Genomic DNA, 21,537 nt, shown 5'->3' on the forward strand with positions numbered 1-21,537 from the left:
TATATTCTAGCAAATATAAGCGCTTTTAGGGGAAAAATGTTGCGAAAAATTATTTTCGCTTTTACATGAGCTTATAGATTAAAACCAAGCTCGCTCAATTGAAGTTAAAATTCCCTGACTGTCTAAACCACAATCTTGCAACATTTGCTGATGCGTTGCCTGATGTAAGAAGCTATCTGGCAAACCAATATTCAAAATCGGCTTAAGAATCTTCGCATGTGCTAAGAACTCATTCACAGCACTCCCCGCACCAGCCATCACGGCATGTTCTTCTACCGTTACAAACAGCTGGGTCCGTGGAGCCAACTCACGAAGCATTTGCTCATCTAAAGGCTTCACAAAGCGCATATTCACCACACGCACACCCATCGAGTGTTTGTTCGCAAATTGCTGAGCGGCTTCTACCGATGCTGCAACACGACTACCAAAAGCAAGGACACTGATCTGCTGTTCAGCATCCACATTAAATTCAGCAACGATTTCAGCTTTACCAATTTCCATCGCTGTCATTTGCTGTTGAATCTCAACGCCTGTACCCACCCCACGTGGATAGCGCACTGCCGTTGGCCCTTTGTAGAGATAAGCGGTATGCAGCATTTGGCGGCATTCGTTTTCGTCTTTCGGTGCCATGATCACCATGTTAGGTACGGTACGCATATAGGCGTAATCATAAGCACCAGCATGGGTTGGGCCATCTTCACCCACTAAACCAGCTCGATCAATACCAAAGGTGACATCCAGATTTTGCAAGGCAACATCATGAATCAATTGATCATAACCACGTTGTAAGAAGGTTGAATAAATCGCAACAACGGGTTTAAGACCTTCACATGCCATACCTGCAGCTAAAGTCACTGCATGCTGTTCTGCAATGGCAACATCAAAGAAACGCTCAGGATATTGCTGCGCAAATTTAACCATACCAGAGCCTTCACACATCGCTGGGGTAATTGCGAGTAAACGATCATCTTGCGCTGCTTCATCACATAACCATTGCCCAAATACATCTGAATATTTTGGCGGTGATTTTTTTGCAGGTGTAGTTGCTGCTGGTGCAATCTTGGTAATGGCATGATAGGTAATCGGATCGGCTTCCGCTGGTGCGAATCCTTTCCCTTTTTTCGTATAAATATGAACCAGACGTGGACCTTTACGCTTTTTAAGCGCATGGAAAACTTGCGCCAACTGATCCACATCATGACCATCAAATGGCCCAAAATAATCAAAACCAATTGCTTTAAATAAGTTATCCGCGGCGTCTGTCGCAGATTGGTGTAAACGAGAGTTATATGTCCACTTCGGGTGCGGTTGAACATAGGCTTCGCCTTGTTCATTTACATTGACCAGTTGGCCTGTTTCCCAAATCGCAGCCAAATGTTTTGCAAAACCACCGGTACTGCACGAAATCGACATATCATTGTCATTTAAGACGACGATCAAGTCTGCATCATGCGCAACCGCATCATTCATGGCTTCAAAAGCCATGCCCGCTGTCATTGCACCATCGCCCACAATTGCCACAACGTCGCATGGATCGTTCTGATAACGACGCGCCAAGGCCATACCTAAACCTGCCGAAATTGCAGTAGATGAATGTCCAACACCAAAGGTATCGAACTCAGATTCATCACGCGCTGGAAATGCAGCTAAACCATCTTTACTACGAATCGTGGTAATTCGATCACGACGACCTGTCAGCACTTTATGAGGATAAGCTTGATGGCCCACATCCCACACTAAACGGTCATTAGGTGTGTTAAAACAATAATGCAGCGCAACGGTCAGTTCAACTACACCTAAATTTGCACCAAAGTGACCGCCACTTTGCCCTGCTGCATACAAAATATATTGACGTAACTCATCTGCAACTTGTACAAGTTGGCTTTGCTCGAGCTGACGTAATTGTTGCGGATGATCAATTCCATCTAACAATGGCGTAACAGGGCGTTGAGTTGGAATTTCGGTATACAACATAATGTGGCAAAGCCTTTTTAAGCCTGGCAAGTCCGAAGCTGGGTTTTAAATGGGGGCAATCATACAATTAAATACGATCTACCTTCAATCAGCCACACGTGCGAATGATGTAGTGCTGAACATTCTCATGCAAATTTTAAAGAATGACCCTTAGATTATCCTGAATTATGTCACTGTTTATCAACCATTATTGTGTGCTTTGTATGAAAAAGAAAAAGTTATGTGAAAAATCAGAAATTCCAGTTCACGCAATCTTCAAACATTAGGCTATACTCGAACTGTTTTTATTATCATAGTGAGCTCTCTGTGCCGATTGAATTTATTGCAACATCAAAGCTTCCCACCGCTTTTGGTGACTTCAATATTTCCGTGTTTCAAGACCCTGCAACAGGTGAAGAACATGTGGCGCTATCTAAAGGTTTAGAAACGGCTCCAGATCAGCCTGTACTCGTGCGCATCCATTCAGAATGCTTAACAGGCGATGCTTTCGCTTCACTCAAGTGTGATTGTGGACCGCAACTACAAGCCACACAAAGCTTGATCAATGAAGCTGGTCAAGGCGTGATTCTTTATCTCCGTCAAGAAGGCCGTGGTATCGGTTTAACCAATAAGATTCGTGCTTATGCCTTGCAAGATCAAGGACATGATACGGTTGATGCGAACCTGTTATTGAACTTGCCTGCTGATGCGCGTCGATATGATATGTGCAGCATTATGTTGGATCACCTTCAGATTAAAGAAGTGAAACTACTGACCAATAACCCGCTTAAATTAAAAGCCTTGACTGATCTCGGCATCAATGTGGTTGAGCGTGTTCCATTAACGGTAGGTCGCAATCCTTTCAATGAACAATATTTAAAAACCAAACGTGAGCGTATGGATCATCTCTATAAAAAAGATGACTTTTAATTCATTTTTCAAAACGTTTAAAAATAAATCAGTTAAAGGGTTTTTATTGTAAAAAATAAAAAAACCCTTACTTTTTTTATGGGTTTTATGTTTTGATATAAGCAATCCCTAGATCACTTTCAGAGGATCATCATGCAGCATCCAACTTCAGTTGATATTCAACGTGTTCGCGAATTTTTACTCGATCTACAGGCACGGATTTGTGCAGGACTAGAGCAACAGGAACGTGCAGGCGGTGGTACCGCGGAATTTATCATTGATGATTGGCAACGAACCGAAGGTGGCGGTGGCCGCTCTCGTGTTTTGCAAAATGGTGAAGTGATTGAAAAAGGTGGGGTCATGTTCTCCCACATCAATATTAGTAAACTCCCCGCTTCTGCAACTGAACGGCATCCACAAATTGCTGGGGCGAAAGCACAGGCACTGGGCGTATCCTTAGTGATTCACCCGAAAAACCCAAATATTCCAACCTCTCATGCCAATGTTCGCCTATTTGTGGCTGAGCCTGAAGGTCAAGATCCAGTGTGGTGGTTTGGTGGTGGTTTCGACTTAACCCCATTTTATCCAGATGATCAAGATGTTCAAAACTGGCATCAAACTGCGTATGACTTATGTCAGCCTTTTGGCGAAAATGTCTATGCTGAACACAAACAATGGTGTGATGATTATTTCTACCTAAAGCATCGTGATGAACAACGTGGTGTCGGTGGTTTATTCTTTGATGATTTAAATCAATGGGATTTTGAAACCTGCTTTAAATATATCCAAGCTGTAGGCAACGGTTATTTAGCCGCGATCTTGCCGATTTTTGAAAAGCACCGTGAACAACCATATACTGAAGCACAGCGTGAGTTCCAACTGTATCGTCGTGGTCGTTATGTCGAATATAACTTGGTCTATGACCGCGGTACTCTGTTTGGCCTACAAACTGGTGGTCGTATTGAATCAATCTTGGTGAGTTTGCCGAATCTTGCAGGTTGGTCGTATCGCCCTGAGTGGGATGCGGACTCGGCAGAAAAGCGTCTTACCGATTATTATCTAAAACCAAGAGATTGGTTAGGTTTGAATGCTTAACCATCTAAAAGCCAAAGCAACCATCTGCTTTGGCTTTTTTCTTAGTCTAAACGCATCCGATATTCAATGATTCCTGGCTTTTCTGCAATCCAGTCATAGAGTTTCTGTGCCGTATGATTCGTTTCCTGTGTATGCCAGTATAAGCGTTCACACTGATGTTCCCTCGCTTGTTGCTGTACGTATTCGATTAATCGCTTTCCGATCTGCTGCCCTCTTTGCGCTGGTGAAACGAATAAATCTTCTAAATAACAATAGCTATTTTTCGCCCAAGTTGAACGGTGAATGACGTAATGTACAAAGCCTAAAAGCTGATCTCCTTGTTTTGCAACCGCACAATAGACAGGCTCAGTTTGATCAAAAAAACGTTGCCATGTGGTTTGTGTGATGGCGCTAGACAGTTCCACGTTGTAAAAATTCTGATAGGCCAGCCAAAAGGGTATCCACTGTTGATAATTATCTTGTTGCACAGGAGTCACTTGGATGTCTTGATGCTGCATGAAATTTTCCTTAAATTTTATGGTCTTGGAAATGAGAGTTAGCAGTGTAGTTTTGATTGTGGATGGTTTATAAGATACAGTTTTGATTTATTTGACAGTACCAGTTTACTCGAAATGAAAAATTCATCCGCTGCTCATTTTCCTCATCTCGTCTTAGCTCAAGGCAACATTAAAGACGCCTTATACACGGCCTTACATACTGCCATTCTAGATGGCAGGCTCCATGCTGGAGTAAAGCTTCCATCAAGTCGTGCTTTAGCAGAAATGATGTCCATCTCTCGTAATTCCGTTTTAGCAGCATTAGAGCGCTTATTGGATGAAGGTTATCTCATCACCAAACCGAGTTCAGGAACCTATGTCAGCGCGGTTATCCCCGACCAATTGATTCATGCGCAAACCCAAACACCGATTGATCACCTTGTGACGACTCAGCATTTGGATGTTAATCCAAACCTTGTGCAACATCTTAAAACTTGGCAATTACAGCAAGCGTCACAAGAAAAACGAATGTTTCATGTAGGTGTCGGATGTGTTGATCTTTTTCCACACTCCCTTTGGGGAAAACTGCTTGGCCGAGCCTGGCGACAGTCATACCACCAACTCGGGCAAGCTTATGACCCTTGTGGTTATTTACCCCTACGACAAGCAATTTGCGACTATGTCCGCTCAACCCGCGGCTTGAATTGCACAACACAACAAATCTTAATTGTGAACGGAACCCAACAAGCCATCCATTTAACCGCTTTCGCCTTATTGCAGAAGCAGGATCAGGTCTGCATGGATGAACCTGGTTATGATGCAGCTTTAGCAGTTTTTCAGAGTTTTGGAGCAAGAATACAACCCATTTTAACTGATGATGAAGGGATGAATATTCCAAGCATCATGCAAGATCATGCACAAAGCAAACTGATTTATACAACACCCTCACACCATTTTCCATTAGGCGGCACATTGAGTTTAAAGCGCCGCTTAATGCTGTTGGAGTGGGCTGCGCAACAGCAAAAGTGGATTTTTGAAGATGACTATAATAGTGAGTTTCGTTACGGCTCTCGTGCTATTCAAGCCTTACAAGGGTTAGATCAGCAACAACGTGTGATTTACTCGGGAACCTTTTCCAAAATGATGTTTCCTGAGTTTCGTTTAGGGTTTATGGTCATTCCTGATTCATTGATGGATCTTTTTTGTCTTGCTAAAAAACAGATCGACAGCCAATGTTCCTATTTAGAACAAGTTGCTTTAAGCCTCTTTATCCAAGAGGGTCACTATGCGAGGCATGTCAGAAAAGTTCGTAAAACCTGTTTTGAGCGCCAACAGGTCTTGATTCGCGCGATCCAAACCTATCTCGCAGAGATTTTAACAATTCAAATAACTGACTCAGGAATACATTTACTCTGTTGGTTAAATCCAGATTGGACGGAACAAGAGTTTATTGCTTACTGCTTAAAGGTTGATTTGGCGGTTCAACCCCTTTCTCGATATTGCCAAACCGACGCTTCCCAAAGTGCAGTCTTATTTGGTTATGCCGCACATCAACCTGATGAAATTTGGCGCAATATCCAAAAGCTGGCTGAAGCCATCAAAGCATCCATGATCTGATTGCGATTAGATCAATAACTTTATACACTTCAGCTATTTTCTTCAGTTGATCGTCGTACAATGACCAAACAATTTGCTGTAATTGGAAATCCGATTGAACAATCCCGCTCACCTGAACTTCACCATGCATTCGCAGCAAAAACTGGGGTCGATCTTCACTATAAAAAAATTCTTGCGCCCTTAGATGGTTTCGAAAGTGCTGTAAAAGATTTCTTTGCGCACAACGGCATCGGCATGAATGTCACAGTACCTTTTAAGGAACAAGCCTTTGCTCTTTGCGACCAACTGACTGAACGCGCCAAGATCGCCAAAGCAGTCAATACCTTATGGATGCAGGGTGGCAAACTATATGGTGATAATACCGATGGTCAAGGCTTAGTTGCAGCGATTCAGGCTTTGGGTTGGGAACTAAAAGAGAGTCGTATTCTCATTTTAGGGGCTGGCGGTGCAACCCGCGGTGTCATCTACCCTTTGGTACAGGCAGGCGCAAAACAGATTGTGATCGCTAATCGTACCCTTACCCGAGCTGAGCAACTCGTTGACGATTTAAAAGATGCTGTGCCGCACGCAGAACTTAAAGTAACAGGCTTAGACCAACTCGCTGGTGAGTTTGATGTTGTGATTAATGCAACCTCTGCGAGCTTAACAGGTGATGTCCTACAACTGCCTGAAAGTTTAGTGTTCCATCACGCTTATGAAATGGCTTATGGCAAACCATCTAGCTTTCTAGATCAGGCCAAACAACGCCAAATTCCATCTACTGATGGTTTCGGTATGCTGGTCGGTCAAGCGATTGAAGCATTCTCGATCTGGAATGGGGTAAAACCAGAACTAAAAGACTTTTTATAATCGCCAAAGCACAAAATAAAAAACCTGCACTTTGCAGGTTTTTTATTGGGATAAAGAAATTATTTAACTGTCAGCATCTTCTGATACACCTCTTTGAAAATCTCATAATCAATAAATTCGTTATGCTCGATTTTTAAAGACTGAATCGATTTTTCAGACAATTTATTCTTACGGGCATCCACAAACACTTGCCCTAAGATATTTGCGGTTTGTCCAAGTAAGATTTTTTCCTCACTTGAAGCACCATTCTCTTGTTCGAACTGGATTTGATATTGTTTGGCAAATAACTGCTGTGGCTGCTTATATTGTGCTTGTAGCTTTTTCCACGCTTGGCGATCTGTATCACCACGCATCGCATCCAACACAATACGATTCACTGCTTGACCTAATTTGTCATCAAACTGATCTTCATTTTCAAGATGATGTTTCTTCTGTAAAGCTTCAATGCTTTGCAGGGCTTTCCCTTTTGGATTATAAACCTCTTCATCGCCATACCAGTATGCATATACAGTGGCAATTTCTTGCAGCTCCTGGCTTGAAGAACGCTGTACAACCTGTGGTGTGCTTTCGGTCAATTTCGCAATGAATACTGCTTTATAGGTTTGATCATAGGCATGCGTAGCATCATAGCGTTGTTCTGCAATGACTTTGAGTTGATCTTCCAAAGTCATGGTATATGGTTCTGCTGAACGTTCTTGAACCCCTGCTTGACCTAATTTCTCAGAGAAGCTATTCACTGCTTGTTCCAACATCGAGCCTTTGCTTGCTTCTGACCAACTCTTCGCGCGTTTCAATTGTGCCTGATCAATTGGGGTGGCTTTGCCATAATTTGAAATCAACATATCTGCTTTGACACTAAAACGTGACTTCAATTCAGATAAGCCATAGTTCAAATCATAATCGAGTTTGACCGCACGCCCTTGAGCATCCAAGCCGACATCCATAACAAATGGATTTCGTTTCTCAACTCGTGGCAATGCTTTTGCAATATCCGCTTGATGCTTAATCCAAAGCGCTTTAAATGCCTGATCATCAATAAATTGATTTTGATCATATTCAGCAAACTGTTTTTCGACCGCTTGTAATTTAGTGATATAACTCAAGAAACCAGATTCTGCTTTCTGCTCACCAAAGACATCAATGTCATACATACTTTGGCAATACTGCGCATCACCATATGTGGTTTTTGGCGTATTTTGCAGGGCTGTACATTGCTCCTCGGTTAAACCTGCTTGCTCGTCTTCAGCGACTGTGGCCTCGACCGTACTATCCGCAGCAGCCTCGGCATAGGCCTTCTGCGCTGCTTGTGTTACATCTTCCGCCGCATCTGCGCTCTCATCGGCATAATCTTCTTCGGCATCCTCCACACCAAAATGTTTATTTACCAAGCGATATAGTTCTTGGCTAACCACACTGGCATCATCAGCCGAATCTTTTTTATCCAACAATGAAGCGGTTTTTCCTGATTTAGATGAACTTGCAGCATCAACTTCATTGGCAATCAGTTTCTCCAGATTCTCTTCTTTAATATTGAGAACACTTTGCATGAAGTATTTTTCATTGACTTTGCTATACAAATTGGCTTGTAAAATCAGCTCTTCAATCGAGCTTTTTAAACGAATCTTCTCGACCACACCGGCTGCTTGATCAGCAGAAGAAACCGGTAAGGCTTGAATGTTATTTTGATCGGCAAGACGATAATAGACGGCGCCAGAAGCTTTCACATATTCAGCAAATTTCTTGTAATCGACTTGCTTGAACATATCCTGATACTTGGAAAAATCTAAATACGCCAGATTATTTTGACTATCTTTATTGACCAAATACGGCATCAAAGCAAAGTAATTGATATAAAACTTATAGTTATTTAAATCTAATACCATCGGCACTTTAGCTTGAACCAATAAAGTTGGTTTTTCATAACGTGCGGTTAAATTAAATGAACCCATTTTCTGACGATAATGCACTGAACCATCATATTCAAATTGCATGTCATTCAGAACATTGGCCACGATTTGGGTGAACTTATCCACCTTGGTCTGACCATAGCTTTTTTGTTCTTGTGCAAGCGCAACATACAGCGCCTGTTTCTGTTTACTGTTTAAATTGACCTTTTGATCTCGTAAATATTGATCAACCTTTTGCTTGAGCGCTGCATCTAAAGGTGCATTGTCTGCTTTGGTATTTGTATTATTTTGCTGTGGTTCAACATGAATATTAAATTTGCCACGGTAATCATAGCTTGGATATTCATACATCGCATTAATACTATTGATTGCCTTCTGTTCCAGATTGGTCGAAGCTGTATTGGTTTTAATGACATGTTGTGAACATGCAGAAAGACTTAGACCCATTAAGCATAAAGTTAAATATTTTATACGCATAGCTTTACCAAACACCTTTATATCATTATATTTTCAAGTATAAAATTGAGTACTTTTCACATTTCATATCCGTTTTGAGACCAATAGAAAAGTGATTTTTTTACAAATTTCCCTTTTAGGAAATTCGCTTTTCTGACATTCTTTTCCCTAGTGGTTATCAATGTATTTTTATCACCATTGTGAATAATCAAAGTATCGAAACAGATAATCCAAAATGATTCAAATACAGGATTAAGATTATGCCAGCTTATAAAGCCCCGCTCCGTGACATTCGTTTCTTAATGAACGAAATGTTAGATTATCCAGCACATTACCAAACTTTGACAAGTGGTCAAAATGCGGATGCTGAAACGGTTGATATGATTCTTGAAGGTGCAGCAGATTATTGCGAAAACGTACTTTCTCCGCTCAATCAATCAGGTGATGAAGAAGGTTGTACCTTTAACAACGGCGAAGTGACAACACCAAAAGGTTTTAAAGAAGCTTATGACCAATTTGTCATGGGTGGTTGGCAAGGTCTTTCTTATCCAGAAGAGTTTGGTGGCCAAGGCTTACCAATGTCTTTAAACCTGATCAAATCTGAGATGATGGGAACGGCGAACTGGTCATTCACCATGTATCCAGGTTTAAGTACTGGCTGTATGAACACGATCATGCAGTTTGGTACAGATGAGCAAAAAAATACCTATATGCCTAAATTGGTTGAAGGGACTTGGTCAGGCACGATGTGCTTAACTGAACCGCAATGTGGTACAGACTTAGGTCAAGTTAAAACCAAAGCAGAACCTGCTGCTGATGGTACATACAAAATTTCTGGTACTAAAATCTTCATCTCTGCAGGTGAGCACGATTTAACCGAGAACATTATTCACATCGTACTTGCGCGTCTTCCAGATGCACCAGCAGGTACTCGTGGTATCTCTTTATTCATCGTACCTAAATTCATTCCAACTGCGGATGGTGGTGTAGGTGAACGTAATACTGTTTCTTGTGGTTCAATCGAACACAAGATGGGAATCAAAGCTTCTGCAACTGCAGTGCTTAACTTTGACAATGCAACAGGTTATCTGATCGGTGAAATCAACAAGGGTTTACATGCAATGTTTACCTTTATGAACACTGCGCGTATCGGTACAGCAGTTCAAGGTATTGCACATGCTGAACTTTCTTTCCAAGGTGCTTTACCTTATGCGAAAGATCGTATGTCTATGCGTGCCCTTTCTGGTAAAAAAGAACCTGAGCGCGTCGGTGATGCGATTATTCACCACGCTGACGTTCGTCGTATGTTGTTAACGCAAAAAGCAATTGCTGAAGGCGGTCGTTCAATGATCTATCATGCTGCAAAACTTGCAGACAAAATGACAGATGCATTGGTAAGTGGCGATCAAGCAGCGTATGAAGCTTATGATGACAAACTTGGTTTCTATACACCGATTCTTAAAGGCTTCTTAACTGAACTTGGCTTAGAAGCTGCAAACCACGGTATGCAAGTATACGGCGGTCATGGCTATATCCGTGAATGGGGTATGGAACAAATCGCACGTGATGCGCGTATCTCAACCTTGTACGAAGGTACCACAGGTATTCAAGCACTTGACTTGATTGGCCGTAAAGTACTTTTAAGCTCAAAAGGTAAAGTCGTTCGTGACTATACTGCTGAAATCTTGAAGTTCTGTGCTGCACATGCACGTAACAAGTACCTTCGTCGTTTTGCTTGGGACTTAACTAAGCTTTGCGCACAATGGAATACCCTAACTGTCCGTATCATGCTTGCTGCACGTAAAGACCGTGACATCGTTTCTTCAGCGTCGGTTGATTTCTTGATGTTCTCTGGCTATGTGATGATGGCTTATTTCTGGGCGCAACAAGCAGTGGTTGCTTCTGAGAAATTAGAAGCGGGTGACGGAATCGAAACACCTGAATTCTATAAAGCAAAAATCAAAGTTGCAGATTTCTACTTCGACCGCCTATTGCCACGTGCGCAAGGTCATGCAGAATCTATGGTATCAACCTCTCGCACTTTGACTTCACTTGCACCTGAACACTTCAGCTTCGATTACTAATCGGAACTGCAATAAAAAAGAGCGCTAAATGCGCTCTTTTTTATTTTGAATACAGATTATTTAATCAACTTTCTTAAATACATAGGCTTGTTCTGGGAATGGATACTCTTTAAAGAACTTACGATTCCGCCCATTATCGCCATTCCAGATCTTATCCAGATCCATCACCAAGTCTTGATTCGGACTCACTTGATAATATAAGTTTACATCCGCAGCATCACAGCGAATCATAATTTCATTTAGTTCTTTATGCACATGCCACTGTACTTGCTTACAGGTCTGCTCAATCTTGGCAATATTACGTGACGGATCTGAGCCAAGGCGGCTAAAACTGGTATTGGTCCAGAACACAGAACCATCATCCATTAAATTCAGAATATATTCTGCTTCTTTCTCATTATTGACACAGCCTGCAAAGGCATCGCTACAAGGGATACGTGCATGATAACGACCCGCATACACCAAATCGGCTTCTGAAGGTTTACTCAAATTATTTTTACGATCCGCAGAATACGGCAATGTTGCTTGGCCTGCTACTTGGGTTAGCGATAGCCCTTGCGCGTCAGATGCAAGCTGTTCTTCTTGTTCATCTGCAAGCACTTCACTCGTTTCACCACTCGGTTGCGTCTGGGGTTGTTGCTTTACTGGTTCTGGATGATGGCTATCACAAGCACTCAAACCCAAAATCAATAGAAGTCCTACACTAACATGCTGTAAGAATAACCTGAACTGCATATCCTAAATCTCTAACATCAACATCATTATCGCGTGCTTTTCATGAACTCGTCCTAAACTTCGGAAAATATAGGGATCATTTAAATGTTCGTCTATTCCCCAAAAGGGTAATAGCCAATGCGATAGGACTGAAATAGTAAATTGACAAAGCAGGATGCTTTAATTCGGTGCATTTTAGGCGATGCTGTCGGTTTTTCCATCAATGATTTACACAACTTAACTAATCTCCCATCTGTTTAAACTTTAAAAAGAGCAGTTCGCCCCTATTTCTTAATTAACAGCAGCTCAAACTAACACTATTTATTATTTTCACTGTTGTTTCATGAATTTAAGGAGAAAAACTCGATGGCCAACTCTGGTTTATATCGCTCAAACCAACAAAGCATGATCGCTGGTGTAATGGGCGGTATTGCGGAACGATTTGGTTGGAACGCAAATTTATTACGTCTGATCTTTGTTGTGATCTCACTCATGAGTGCAGCCTTCCCGGGTATTTTGGTGTATCTGATTTTATGGCTGGTCATTCCGAAACAGCAGCAAGCGCGTATTGATCACGTACAAGGCTATTCACAACCTGTAAAAACAGTGTATGAAGACCAAGGCATAAAACGTTAATTTTCGGTTACCTTTTTGGTCGCTACGGTTGAAATTACCCCTAATCCAACCGTAGCTTTTTTTTATCTAAATTCAGACCTGTCGATTCAACTGCTGTTGCAAGGCCGCAATCATATCGGCACGACTGATAATCCCGATTAAACGATGTTCCTCAACTACAGGAATATAGTTAAATGATTTCTCGACAAAGTAAGGCACCAAATCCTGAATCGGTTGTAACGGACTTACTGTCACAACTTTATGGCTCATAATCTGTCTGACATAGTGCTGCCAAGAGTTTCGTGGATCTGTTGCACCTTTAAACCACTCCACCACTTCATATAAGGCCAAAGTCCCGACCAAATGCTCTTCCGCATTGACGACTGGTAAACTCATTAAATTCACGGCTTTAAACTTATCTAAGGCCTGATGAATATCATCATACTCATGCAGTTTAATCACATCTCGGCTCATAATATCTTGGCAAACGAATGAGTTAATCAAGCGCTCGTTGGCATGCGATTGTGCTTCTAAAATGATTTTTTCTAAATCGTACTGACTAATATCCAATAGCTCAGTGTGATGCTCAAGCGCATATTCAATATCTTTTGGTTGAATTGAGACTTTCTGGGTGGGTGTCGGGTCTTTAGATCGCTCATTTACATGTGCTGTGATTGGATAATGACGGCCAATCAAACGATTAAAAAACACTGCAAACACAAGCAATAAAATCGAATTAAGCAGAACTGGATACAAGATAAAATGAAAACCTAAGCGGTGTACAGCTTCGCCTCCTAAGACAGCAGTAATCGCAACTGCGCCACTTGGTGGATGCAAGGAGTCTGTGGTCATCATCACAAAAATTGCCAATCCAACAGCAACACTAAAAGCACTGGTCAGATCAGGCAGATATTGCGTACAGGCAACACCAATGAATCCTGCCAGTGTATTCCCCACAATAACATTCCAAGGCTGCGCCAACGGACTGTTGGGGACTGCAAATAGCAGCACAGAAGATGCCCCCATCGGGGCGATATACCACGCATTCATGCCACCCAGGACATACCAGCTAATCAAGGAGGAAATCGCCAAACCACATAAAGCCCCGAGACCAGAGAGCATCCTCTCTTTTAAAGGCAGGACTTTATAATTCGGTTTTAGAAAATTTAGCCAGTCTGATTGGGTCAAGCTCACAATGCACCTTGCTGGATTCGCGTGGTTTTACTCGATGCAGCAGTATACGCCTACTCAAGCTTAAGGTGTATTTAAATTACAGTTTTAAATCATGATAAAAGCTGTTCAAGCTCAATTTAAATATTCTTTTAGCTGCTCCAATCGCTCTGCATATTTTTGCATCGGGCAGAACTCATACATCGGCGAGCCAATATAAGCCCCTGCATTACGGCACTCTTGATCCACAAAATTTTTCCAGAGTTGCTGCGATTTCATAATGTCGTTATATCGTTCAGGCTGCTTATATTGCTTGCTCTGAATTTTAATTTGATCCAGCAATTGTACGATCTGTTTGGTATAGAGGGTTTTAGCCCTTGTACTACAGATTTCCACCACGGCATTATTGATGTTACCCAACTTTAATTCTTGAATGGTTTCGTCAACACATTGGCTATAGGGATCAGTGGTTTTATCCTGTGCTTTAGCAAAAGCATGAGCGCTCAAACACGTCATTGCAAACACTACAACGGTGAACATTAATTTAGTCATGGATCTGCTCTTTTGTTGTTCTCATATTTTTTAATCATAATCAAAAAATCACGCCCATACTGATTTTTATTCTCCTATCTTCTACGAATATTGGTCACCATGACATCCATTTTTCAAACAACAGACATCACCTCAAATGAATTTTTCATTCAGATAACGCCAATAACGTTTCGGCGAATATTGCACATGTAATTTGATATTTTGGCGTGCTTTAATATTGATACTATTAAAATAATCTTTCCAAAGCTGATCGTATAAAACTTCCTGCTCATCAAGCTGCAACTGGAAGTTTTGGCTACCGCCATTTTGAATATTACGATCGATCTCATTTGCATCCATATAGACTTCATGGACATCGAGCAGATCATAATAGAGTCCATATTTACGTTGCTCATCATAAATCAGCCAACGTTGATCCTGATAACGGCGCCTAAAATGCGGCTGAATCAAAGGCAATACATTAAAATCGGGACGAACTAAACTTAAAAATAGCCCATCCTTGGTTTTCTTAAACCGTACAAAAGCCTCCATCCGATGCTTTTCACGTCCTACTTTTTTGGTCCATTGAGAAATGGCCAACACACTCGGATGTAAATAATCTTTTTCTATAGAATGCTGCTGTTGAAAGACATAAATACAGTAATTAAATACATGCTGGTAGGCATCAAGTGACTCAGATAGAGAAGCAAAATAAATCTGCTTCAATGCTGCTTTAGACAGTTTTTGTTGTAAAGCAGACCAAACCCGCTGTGCATGTTGCTCATGACTCGGAACCTCAATGACTTCAGAAAACAAGCCATGTTGTGCGCCATCCAATAAACTGAGCTGAACCTGAAACTCTTTAAACTGAAAGGCACGAAATACGCAGCTCAGCAAGCCTGCCATTGAACCATCAAAATAATAGCTCAGTTGCTCATTCGACATTGTTAAAACCCTAAACTCAACTGAGGTGAAAGCGGCTTGATATATTTAGATGAGCCTTGGGTTAAAATCTGCTGACGAATAAAACCAGCAGAAAGTTCCTTCTGAAAGCGAGGACTGTCTTCACAACGAATAAAATACTGCGCACGTGAATAGGCCACTCCTAACTGCTTTAATAAATCGACATGAATTTTGCCAAAACGACGCGCCTGTACAATTTTCTTGGCTGATTTCACTCCAATGCCAGGCACACGTAAAATCATAAGATAATCAGCTCGATTTAAATCTACTGGAAAATGCTCTGGATGCCGCAATGCCCAACTGAGTTTCGGGTCAACATCCAGATCCAAATGTGGGAATCGGTCATTCACAATTTCATTGACCTGAAAACCATAAAAACGCATCAACCAATCACTTTGATAAAGTCGATTTTCTCGTAGCAACGGTGGCGCCGATCCTACCGCAGGTAAATAATTATTCTCGGTATTAATCGGGATATAACCTGAGAAATAGACCCGCTTTAATTTAAATTATTTATAGTGGTGATCTGCCATAAACAGCACATCTTGATCAGTTTCTTGATGCGCTCCCACTACCATCTGTGTGGTCTGCCCTGCGGGGACATATTTCGGCACATGCTTGATAATCTGGCGTTCATCTTTAAGCTGAATCAAGCGATCTAGAACCAGCCCCAAATCTTTTTGTACTTCTTGATGCGACTTTTCAGGTGCAAAGGCTTTTAAACCGACCTCGGTTGGCATTTCCAGATTAATACTCATGCGATCGGCATACAGACCCGCTTCATGAATCAATTCAGGTGAAGCCCCTGGAATAGTTTTAAGATGAATATAGCCATTAAAATTTTCTTCCAAACGCAGTTTTTTCACCACTTGCAGCATACGCTCCATGGTGTGGTCGGCTGACTTGAAAATACCTGAGCTCAGAAACAGCCCTTCAATATAATTACGGCGATAAAAATTAATGGTCAGGTCAACCACTTCCTGTACCGTAAATGCAGCCCGTTTCACATCATTGGAACGGCGCGACACGCAATAGGCACAATCAAAAATACAGACATTGCTAAACAGAATTTTAAGCAAAGAAACACAGCGTCCATCTTCGGTATAGCTATGACAAATCCCTGCCCGACTGGCATCACCTAGACCTTTGTCTTTATTTTTACGGTCACTGCCACTGGATGAACAGGACACATCATATTTGGCAGCGTCCGCTAAAATTTGTAGCTTTTCACGAATGCGATCAGACATTTAAAACGACCTGAAGAAAACAGAGAATATCGTTTTAAAATTAGCATTTCAAAGTTGTGAAATTAAGAGCATGTGAGATGCAATACGTCATGAGCTGACGTGAGGATTGTTCACTTTAAATCCAGACGGTTCATTTCAACGTTATTTAATCGATCTATACATATAATTAAGAAGAGCCGCTCTATTTTTTATTTCTGATCAGAACTTGCTGGCGAAGTGCTAGAAGCCTTTGCCACTCCTCTACAAAATCCTTATACTTAACCACAATTTTTGTTTGATTCCAGTGGATGCACCATGAGTCGTGCTATATCGCATATTGACACATTTCAGGGCTTAATTCTTGCCCTACAAAACTATTGGGCGGAGCAAGGCTGCGTCGTATTACAACCATATGATATGGAAATGGGCGCAGGTACTTTTCACACTGCGACCTTCTTACGTGCATTGGGGCCAGAAACTTGGAACGCGGCTTATGTTCAACCATCACGTCGTCCGAAAGACGGTCGTTATGGTGAAAACCCGAACCGTTTACAACACTACTATCAGTTCCAAGTGGTACTTAAACCAAACCCAGACAATATCCAGCAGCTTTATCTCGATTCATTAAAAGCAATCGGCATTGATACCCTAACTCACGACATTCGTTTCGTAGAAGATAACTGGGAATCTCCAACCCTTGGGGCTTGGGGCTTAGGTTGGGAAGTTTGGTTAAATGGTATGGAAGTGACTCAGTTCACTTACTTCCAGCAAGTCGGTGGTATTGAATGTTACCCTGTGACAGGTGAAATCACTTACGGCTTAGAACGTCTTGCCATGTATCTGCAAGGTGTAGACTCAGTTTACGATCTGGTTTGGACCAAAGGTCAATTCGGTACAGTAACTTATGGTGATGTATTCCATCAAAACGAAGTTGAGCAATCAACCTATAACTTTGAATATGCACCAGTCGATAAAATGTTTGAATTGTTTGACTTCTATGAAGCGGAAGCATCTCGTTTAATCGAAGCTGAATTGCCACTTCCTGCTTACGAGCAAGTGATCAAAGCATCGCATTGCTTTAACTTGCTGGATGCGCGTGGTGCGATTTCGGTAACTGAACGTCAACGTTATATTTTACGTGTTCGTACTTTGGCGCGTTCAATTGCACAAAGTTACGTGACTGCCCGCGCGAAACTTGGTTTCCCAATGGCAGAACCACATTTGCGTGATGAAGTATTGGCTCAACTTAAAGCACAAGTTGAAGCAGAAGCAGCCCAAGCTGAAAAAGCGAAGGAGAATAAATAATGACTCAACATACAGTTTTATTCGAACTTGGCTGTGAAGAACTTCCACCAAAAAGCTTAAAGACTTTACGTGATGCACTCAAAGCAGAAACGGAAAAAGGCCTTAAAGATGCGGGCTTAAATTTCGCCTCTATCGAAGCCTATGCTGCACCACGTCGTTTAGCATTGAAAATTGTTGATATCGACACTGCTCAAGCAGACACGCAAAAACGTTTTGATGGCCCTGCGGTACAAGCGGCTTATGATGCTGAAGGTAACGCAACTAAGGCACTTGAAGGCTTTATGCGCGGTCAAGGTATTACCGTTGACCAGCTTTCGACGTTCCAAGCGGGTAAAGTTGAAAAAGTTTGCTTCTTGAAAGATGTCAAAGGTCAAAGTCTTGACGCTTTACTGCCACAAATTTTACAGACCGCATTGGATAACTTGCCAATCGCAAAACGTATGCGTTCAGCGGCAAGCCGTACTGAATTCGTACGTCCAGTAAAATGGGTGGTATTGCTGAAAGATGATCAAGTGGTTGAAGCAACCATTCAAGATCACAAAGCAGGAAATGTGACTTATGGTCATCGTTTCCATGCACCTGAAGCCGTGACTTTGGCGCATGCAAATGACTATTTAGCAACTTTAGAACAAGCCTATGTAGTTGCGAATTTCGAAAAGCGTCAAGCGACGATTCAAGAACAAGTCAAAACATTGGCAGATGAAGTCAATGCGACTGCAATTGTGCCAGCAGATTTGCTTGATGAAGTAACCAGTCTGGTTGAATGGCCTGTTGCTTTACGTGCAACTTTTGAAGAGCGTTATTTAGCTGTTCCTCAAGAAGCTTTGATTACCACCATGCAGGATAACCAGAAGTATTTCTGTTTAATCAATGCAGAAGGTAAATTACAGCCTTACTTCATTACCATTTCAAATATTGAGTCGAAAGATCCGATTCAAATTATTGAAGGGAATGAGAAAGTTGTACGTCCACGTTTGTCTGATGCGGAATTCTTCTTCTTACAAGACCAAAAGCAACCGCTTGCGTCTCGTAAAGAAAAATTAGCCAATATGGTATTCCAAGCGCAATTGGGCACACTTTGGGATAAATCAGAACGTATTGCTAAATTAGCGGTGGCATTGTCTCCAATTACGGGGGCAAATGTTGCTGATGCTGAGAAAGCTGCGTTACTTGCGAAATGTGACTTAACCTCTGAACTTGTGGGTGAATTCCCAGAACTTCAAGGGATTGCAGGCACGTACTATGCGCGCCTTGAAGGTGAAAATAACGAAGTTGCCGAAGCTTTAGGTGAACAGTATTTACCTAAATTTGCTGGTGATGTATTACCGCAAACCAAGACGGGTACAACCATTGCCCTTGCGGATCGTTTAGATACGCTAGTAGGTATTTTCGGTATTGGTCAAGCACCAACAGGTTCTAAAGATCCATTTGCATTACGTCGTTCTGCAATCGGTATCTTGCGTTTAATCATCGAAAATGAACTTGATGTGACCATCGAAGAGCTGGTGAATTTTGCCTTGCAAGGTTATGGCGACGTTGTTAAAGATCACGATAAAACCCGTGCGGATGCTGTTGCATTCCTTGAAGGTCGCTACCGTGCCAAGTATGAAGACCAAGGCGTTGCGGTTGATGTGATTCAAGCGGTTCAAGCACTTGCACCAAAATCTCCTCTTGATTTTGACAAGCGTGTGACTGCGGTCAATCATTTCCGTACCTTACCAGAAGCAGCTGCATTGGCTGCGGCAAATAAACGTGTTGCCAATATTCTTGCTAAAGAAGCGACACCGGAAGGTGCTGTGGTTGAAGCAAATCTGGTTGAAGCTGCTGAAAAAGCACTTTATGCAGAATTGTCAGCCCTCACGCCTGTGGTTCAGCCTTTACTTGCTGCACGTAACTACACAGAAGCGTTGTCTAAGCTTGCTGCGCTTCGTGCACCAATTGATGCCTTCTTTGAAGGTGTAATGGTCATGGCAGATGATGCTGAATTAAAAGCCAACCGTTTACGTTTATTGGCTCAATTACGTGATTTGTTCACGGCAATTGCAGATGTAAGTGTGTTGCAGGGTTAAGCTCTAAGCATATCTTCAATAAAGGGATCTTTGATAGATCCCTTTATTTTTACTTTAATTCACTTACACAAGTGCTTTAATCTCATCCAAACACTTTGAAGGTTCAAATAGTAAGAAATCATAATCTGCAATTTCCTGAATATAAAATGGGTCATTTTTTATTATTTCTTTAGCTTCTCGAATAGATGAACCCAATATTAAAATTACACCACCCACCCTATTCTCACGGCGTCCAGATGCTAAAAATTTCTTTCGCTCATAATTATCCTGTAAAAATTGAACATGCTCATTTAGAAAGGAATCAACCTCGTTCAATGGTTTCTTATAAGTTAAAGTCACAACAATCATTTTTTCTGCTAAACCCCAATTAATTATTTCTTTCCATCATACTCTTTAGGATTATCGAATCTCATTATTTATACATAACTGTATCAATTTCATATCATCCCCACTCTTTTCTTCAATCCAACGATAAGATATAAAATCTCGATTGCGACAATATCGCGGAAAGGACAGAAAAGATGATGAATAAAGTACAAATATTATGTGTTACGACGGCACTGATTGCATCGTCTTCGCTTTGGGCAGCAGACACAACTAACACCACAAGCAATGCTTCTAATGCTGTCCCTGAAAAAGCCATGCCCTACGGCGACAATCCAAGCCTAGGTCGTATCCTGCTATATAAAACAGGTAAAGGCATGCAGAATCTCGGTGATTCAATCCAAGGCGCATCCGAAAACACATCGCAAAAGATGAGCGAAAAATGGCAAGACACCAAGAAATATACGGAAGAACAATCTGAAGTTGTTCAAACACAAACTGAAAAAGCCAAACAATACACAGCCAAAAAATGGCAAGACACCAAAGATGCGGTGGTGGGCACCAATGAAGGCAATGTCCCGATCGAGCGTGCTGAACTGAGTCAGTCTTCAAAAAATTAAACCCAAAAACCTCTACACCGTAGAGGTTTTTTATTTCTTCAAATACATCTAGCCTGATCATCTGAAATATCATTTTCTAAAAACTGCGCTGTTATAGTGATTTGAAAAATAGGCGTTAAATTTACAGTGTACGCTCAAAACATTCATTGAACTTCACGGGTTTTGCCGACACACTAAATCGCATAAATTCATCGGACTGGAATTTTGCACATGACGCAACGCACTTTCAAAATAATTTTTCTTTCCTGCATCAGTGCAATCAGTTTTACTGCTTGCTCAGCGCTCTCTACACAGAACAATGGCACACAAACATTACAGCAAGTGAAGAATATTGGTGCCACACCATCCACTGAAGGTAATATCGCAAAATTGACCAAACAAGACCAACACTGCAACATCGAATTCACGGGATATTTTGATGGCGGTCAGGCAGTTGAACATTGGAGCTTTAATCAAAATGGTTTAATTTCAGCAAGCTCAACCACTCAACACTATCAAGATAAAACACTTGCTCAACCAACAACCGCGACCGCCTTTGATGTGCAAGATGCCACTGTTCAAGCCAATTTTCACAAACTACAAAGTAACTTTAGTGCAGATAAGCTAGCACAATGTCATTAAGCCTATAAAAAACTCGTTGCATCTATCTCTAGC

Annotated in this window: 18 protein-coding genes and 1 pseudogene; 10 read left to right on the forward strand and 9 right to left on the reverse strand. The window is 41.6% G+C overall.

Going from position 1 to position 21,537, the window contains the following annotated elements:
* Positions 1–78 precede the first annotated feature (78 nt).
* Entirely contained in the window at positions 79–1,974 is a 1,896-nt protein-coding gene (gene dxs, locus WA352_RS00705) for a 1-deoxy-D-xylulose-5-phosphate synthase (RefSeq protein ID WP_033134385.1), read from the reverse strand.
* 306 nt (positions 1,975–2,280) lie between these two features.
* Between dxs and ribA the strand changes: the two genes are divergently transcribed.
* Positions 2,281–2,883, forward strand: coding sequence for a GTP cyclohydrolase II (ribA, locus tag WA352_RS00710; protein ID WP_004804065.1), 603 nt, complete (start codon positions 2,281–2,283; stop codon positions 2,881–2,883).
* A gap of 132 nt (positions 2,884–3,015) precedes the next feature.
* The gene (hemF, locus tag WA352_RS00715; protein WP_033134384.1) at positions 3,016–3,957 is read left to right on the forward strand and encodes an oxygen-dependent coproporphyrinogen oxidase; all 942 of its coding nucleotides are present in this window, start codon (positions 3,016–3,018) and stop codon (positions 3,955–3,957) included.
* 41 nt (positions 3,958–3,998) lie between these two features.
* Here hemF and WA352_RS00720 read toward each other — a convergent pair whose 3' ends face one another.
* Positions 3,999–4,454 carry a GNAT family N-acetyltransferase gene (locus WA352_RS00720; RefSeq protein ID WP_033134383.1) on the reverse strand — a complete coding sequence of 152 codons (456 nt, stop codon included), beginning with the start codon at positions 4,452–4,454 and terminating at the stop codon, positions 3,999–4,001.
* 114 nt (positions 4,455–4,568) lie between these two features.
* On the opposite strand from WA352_RS00720, the gene pdxR reads away from it, so the two are divergent.
* Together pdxR and aroE are read left to right on the forward strand one after the other, a co-directional pair.
* Positions 4,569–6,050 carry a MocR-like pyridoxine biosynthesis transcription factor PdxR gene (gene pdxR / locus WA352_RS00725; protein WP_033134382.1) on the forward strand — a complete coding sequence of 494 codons (1,482 nt, stop codon included), beginning with the start codon at positions 4,569–4,571 and terminating at the stop codon, positions 6,048–6,050.
* 60 nt (positions 6,051–6,110) lie between these two features.
* Positions 6,111–6,899, forward strand: a complete 789-nt coding sequence (gene aroE / locus WA352_RS00730; protein ID WP_033134381.1) for a shikimate dehydrogenase — start codon at positions 6,111–6,113, stop codon at positions 6,897–6,899.
* A gap of 59 nt (positions 6,900–6,958) precedes the next feature.
* On the opposite strand, the gene WA352_RS00735 is transcribed toward aroE, so the two are convergent.
* On the reverse strand, positions 6,959–9,283 hold the full coding sequence (locus WA352_RS00735; RefSeq protein ID WP_033134393.1) for a hypothetical protein: 2,325 nt from the start codon (positions 9,281–9,283) through the stop codon (positions 6,959–6,961).
* 239 nt (positions 9,284–9,522) lie between these two features.
* On the opposite strand from WA352_RS00735, the gene WA352_RS00740 reads away from it, so the two are divergent.
* The gene (locus WA352_RS00740; RefSeq protein WP_033134380.1) at positions 9,523–11,346 is read left to right on the forward strand and encodes an acyl-CoA dehydrogenase C-terminal domain-containing protein; all 1,824 of its coding nucleotides are present in this window, start codon (positions 9,523–9,525) and stop codon (positions 11,344–11,346) included.
* Positions 11,347–11,406: 60 nt separating this feature from the next.
* On the opposite strand, the gene WA352_RS00745 is transcribed toward WA352_RS00740, so the two are convergent.
* Positions 11,407–12,081, reverse strand: a complete 675-nt coding sequence (locus tag WA352_RS00745; protein ID WP_004804055.1) for a hypothetical protein — start codon at positions 12,079–12,081, stop codon at positions 11,407–11,409.
* A 345-nt stretch (positions 12,082–12,426) separates the two neighbouring features.
* Between WA352_RS00745 and WA352_RS00750 the strand changes: the two genes are divergently transcribed.
* Positions 12,427–12,696, forward strand: a complete 270-nt coding sequence (locus tag WA352_RS00750) for a PspC domain-containing protein (protein WP_004804053.1) — start codon at positions 12,427–12,429, stop codon at positions 12,694–12,696.
* A 72-nt stretch (positions 12,697–12,768) separates the two neighbouring features.
* Here the strand turns inward: WA352_RS00750 and WA352_RS00755 are convergent, their stop codons facing one another.
* From WA352_RS00755 to WA352_RS00770, 4 genes and pseudogenes are all read right to left on the reverse strand, one after another.
* Positions 12,769–13,869: an HPP family protein gene (locus WA352_RS00755; protein WP_033134379.1), complete on the reverse strand. Its 1,101-nt coding sequence runs from the start codon at positions 13,867–13,869 to the stop codon at positions 12,769–12,771.
* A 111-nt stretch (positions 13,870–13,980) separates the two neighbouring features.
* The gene (locus tag WA352_RS00760; protein WP_004804050.1) at positions 13,981–14,397 is read right to left on the reverse strand and encodes a lysozyme inhibitor LprI family protein; all 417 of its coding nucleotides are present in this window, start codon (positions 14,395–14,397) and stop codon (positions 13,981–13,983) included.
* Positions 14,398–14,529: 132 nt separating this feature from the next.
* A complete protein-coding gene (locus tag WA352_RS00765; protein ID WP_033134378.1) occupies positions 14,530–15,321 on the reverse strand; it encodes a TIGR03915 family putative DNA repair protein in 792 nt (263 codons plus the stop codon).
* Positions 15,322–15,323: 2 nt separating this feature from the next.
* Positions 15,324–16,586, reverse strand: a pseudogene (locus WA352_RS00770) (putative DNA modification/repair radical SAM protein).
* A gap of 294 nt (positions 16,587–16,880) precedes the next feature.
* Between WA352_RS00770 and glyQ the strand changes: the two are divergent.
* Both glyQ and glyS read left to right on the forward strand, forming a co-directional pair.
* Complete coding sequence (gene glyQ / locus WA352_RS00775) at positions 16,881–17,870, forward strand: glycine--tRNA ligase subunit alpha (RefSeq protein WP_033134376.1); 990 nt, start codon at positions 16,881–16,883, stop codon at positions 17,868–17,870.
* Positions 17,870–19,939 (forward strand): glycine--tRNA ligase subunit beta, encoded by a 2,070-nt coding sequence (gene glyS / locus WA352_RS00780; protein WP_033134375.1) that lies wholly within the window; start codon positions 17,870–17,872, stop codon positions 19,937–19,939. Before glyQ ends, glyS begins: the two co-directional genes overlap by 1 nt.
* A 63-nt stretch (positions 19,940–20,002) precedes the next feature.
* Here glyS and WA352_RS00785 read toward each other — a convergent pair whose 3' ends face one another.
* Complete coding sequence (locus WA352_RS00785; RefSeq protein ID WP_005185387.1) at positions 20,003–20,287, reverse strand: YciI family protein; 285 nt, start codon at positions 20,285–20,287, stop codon at positions 20,003–20,005.
* Positions 20,288–20,460: 173 nt separating this feature from the next.
* On the opposite strand from WA352_RS00785, the gene WA352_RS00790 reads away from it, so the two are divergent.
* Together WA352_RS00790 and WA352_RS00795 are read left to right on the forward strand one after the other, a co-directional pair.
* Positions 20,461–20,883 carry a hypothetical protein gene (locus tag WA352_RS00790; protein WP_033134374.1) on the forward strand — a complete coding sequence of 141 codons (423 nt, stop codon included), beginning with the start codon at positions 20,461–20,463 and terminating at the stop codon, positions 20,881–20,883.
* A 210-nt stretch (positions 20,884–21,093) separates the two neighbouring features.
* Positions 21,094–21,504, forward strand: coding sequence for a hypothetical protein (locus tag WA352_RS00795; protein WP_033134373.1), 411 nt, complete (start codon positions 21,094–21,096; stop codon positions 21,502–21,504).
* The last annotated feature ends 33 nt before the right edge of the window (positions 21,505–21,537 follow it).

This window comes from Acinetobacter sp. 102 (genome assembly GCF_037028485.1).
Classification (GTDB): Bacteria; Pseudomonadota; Gammaproteobacteria; order Pseudomonadales; family Moraxellaceae; genus Acinetobacter; species Acinetobacter higginsii.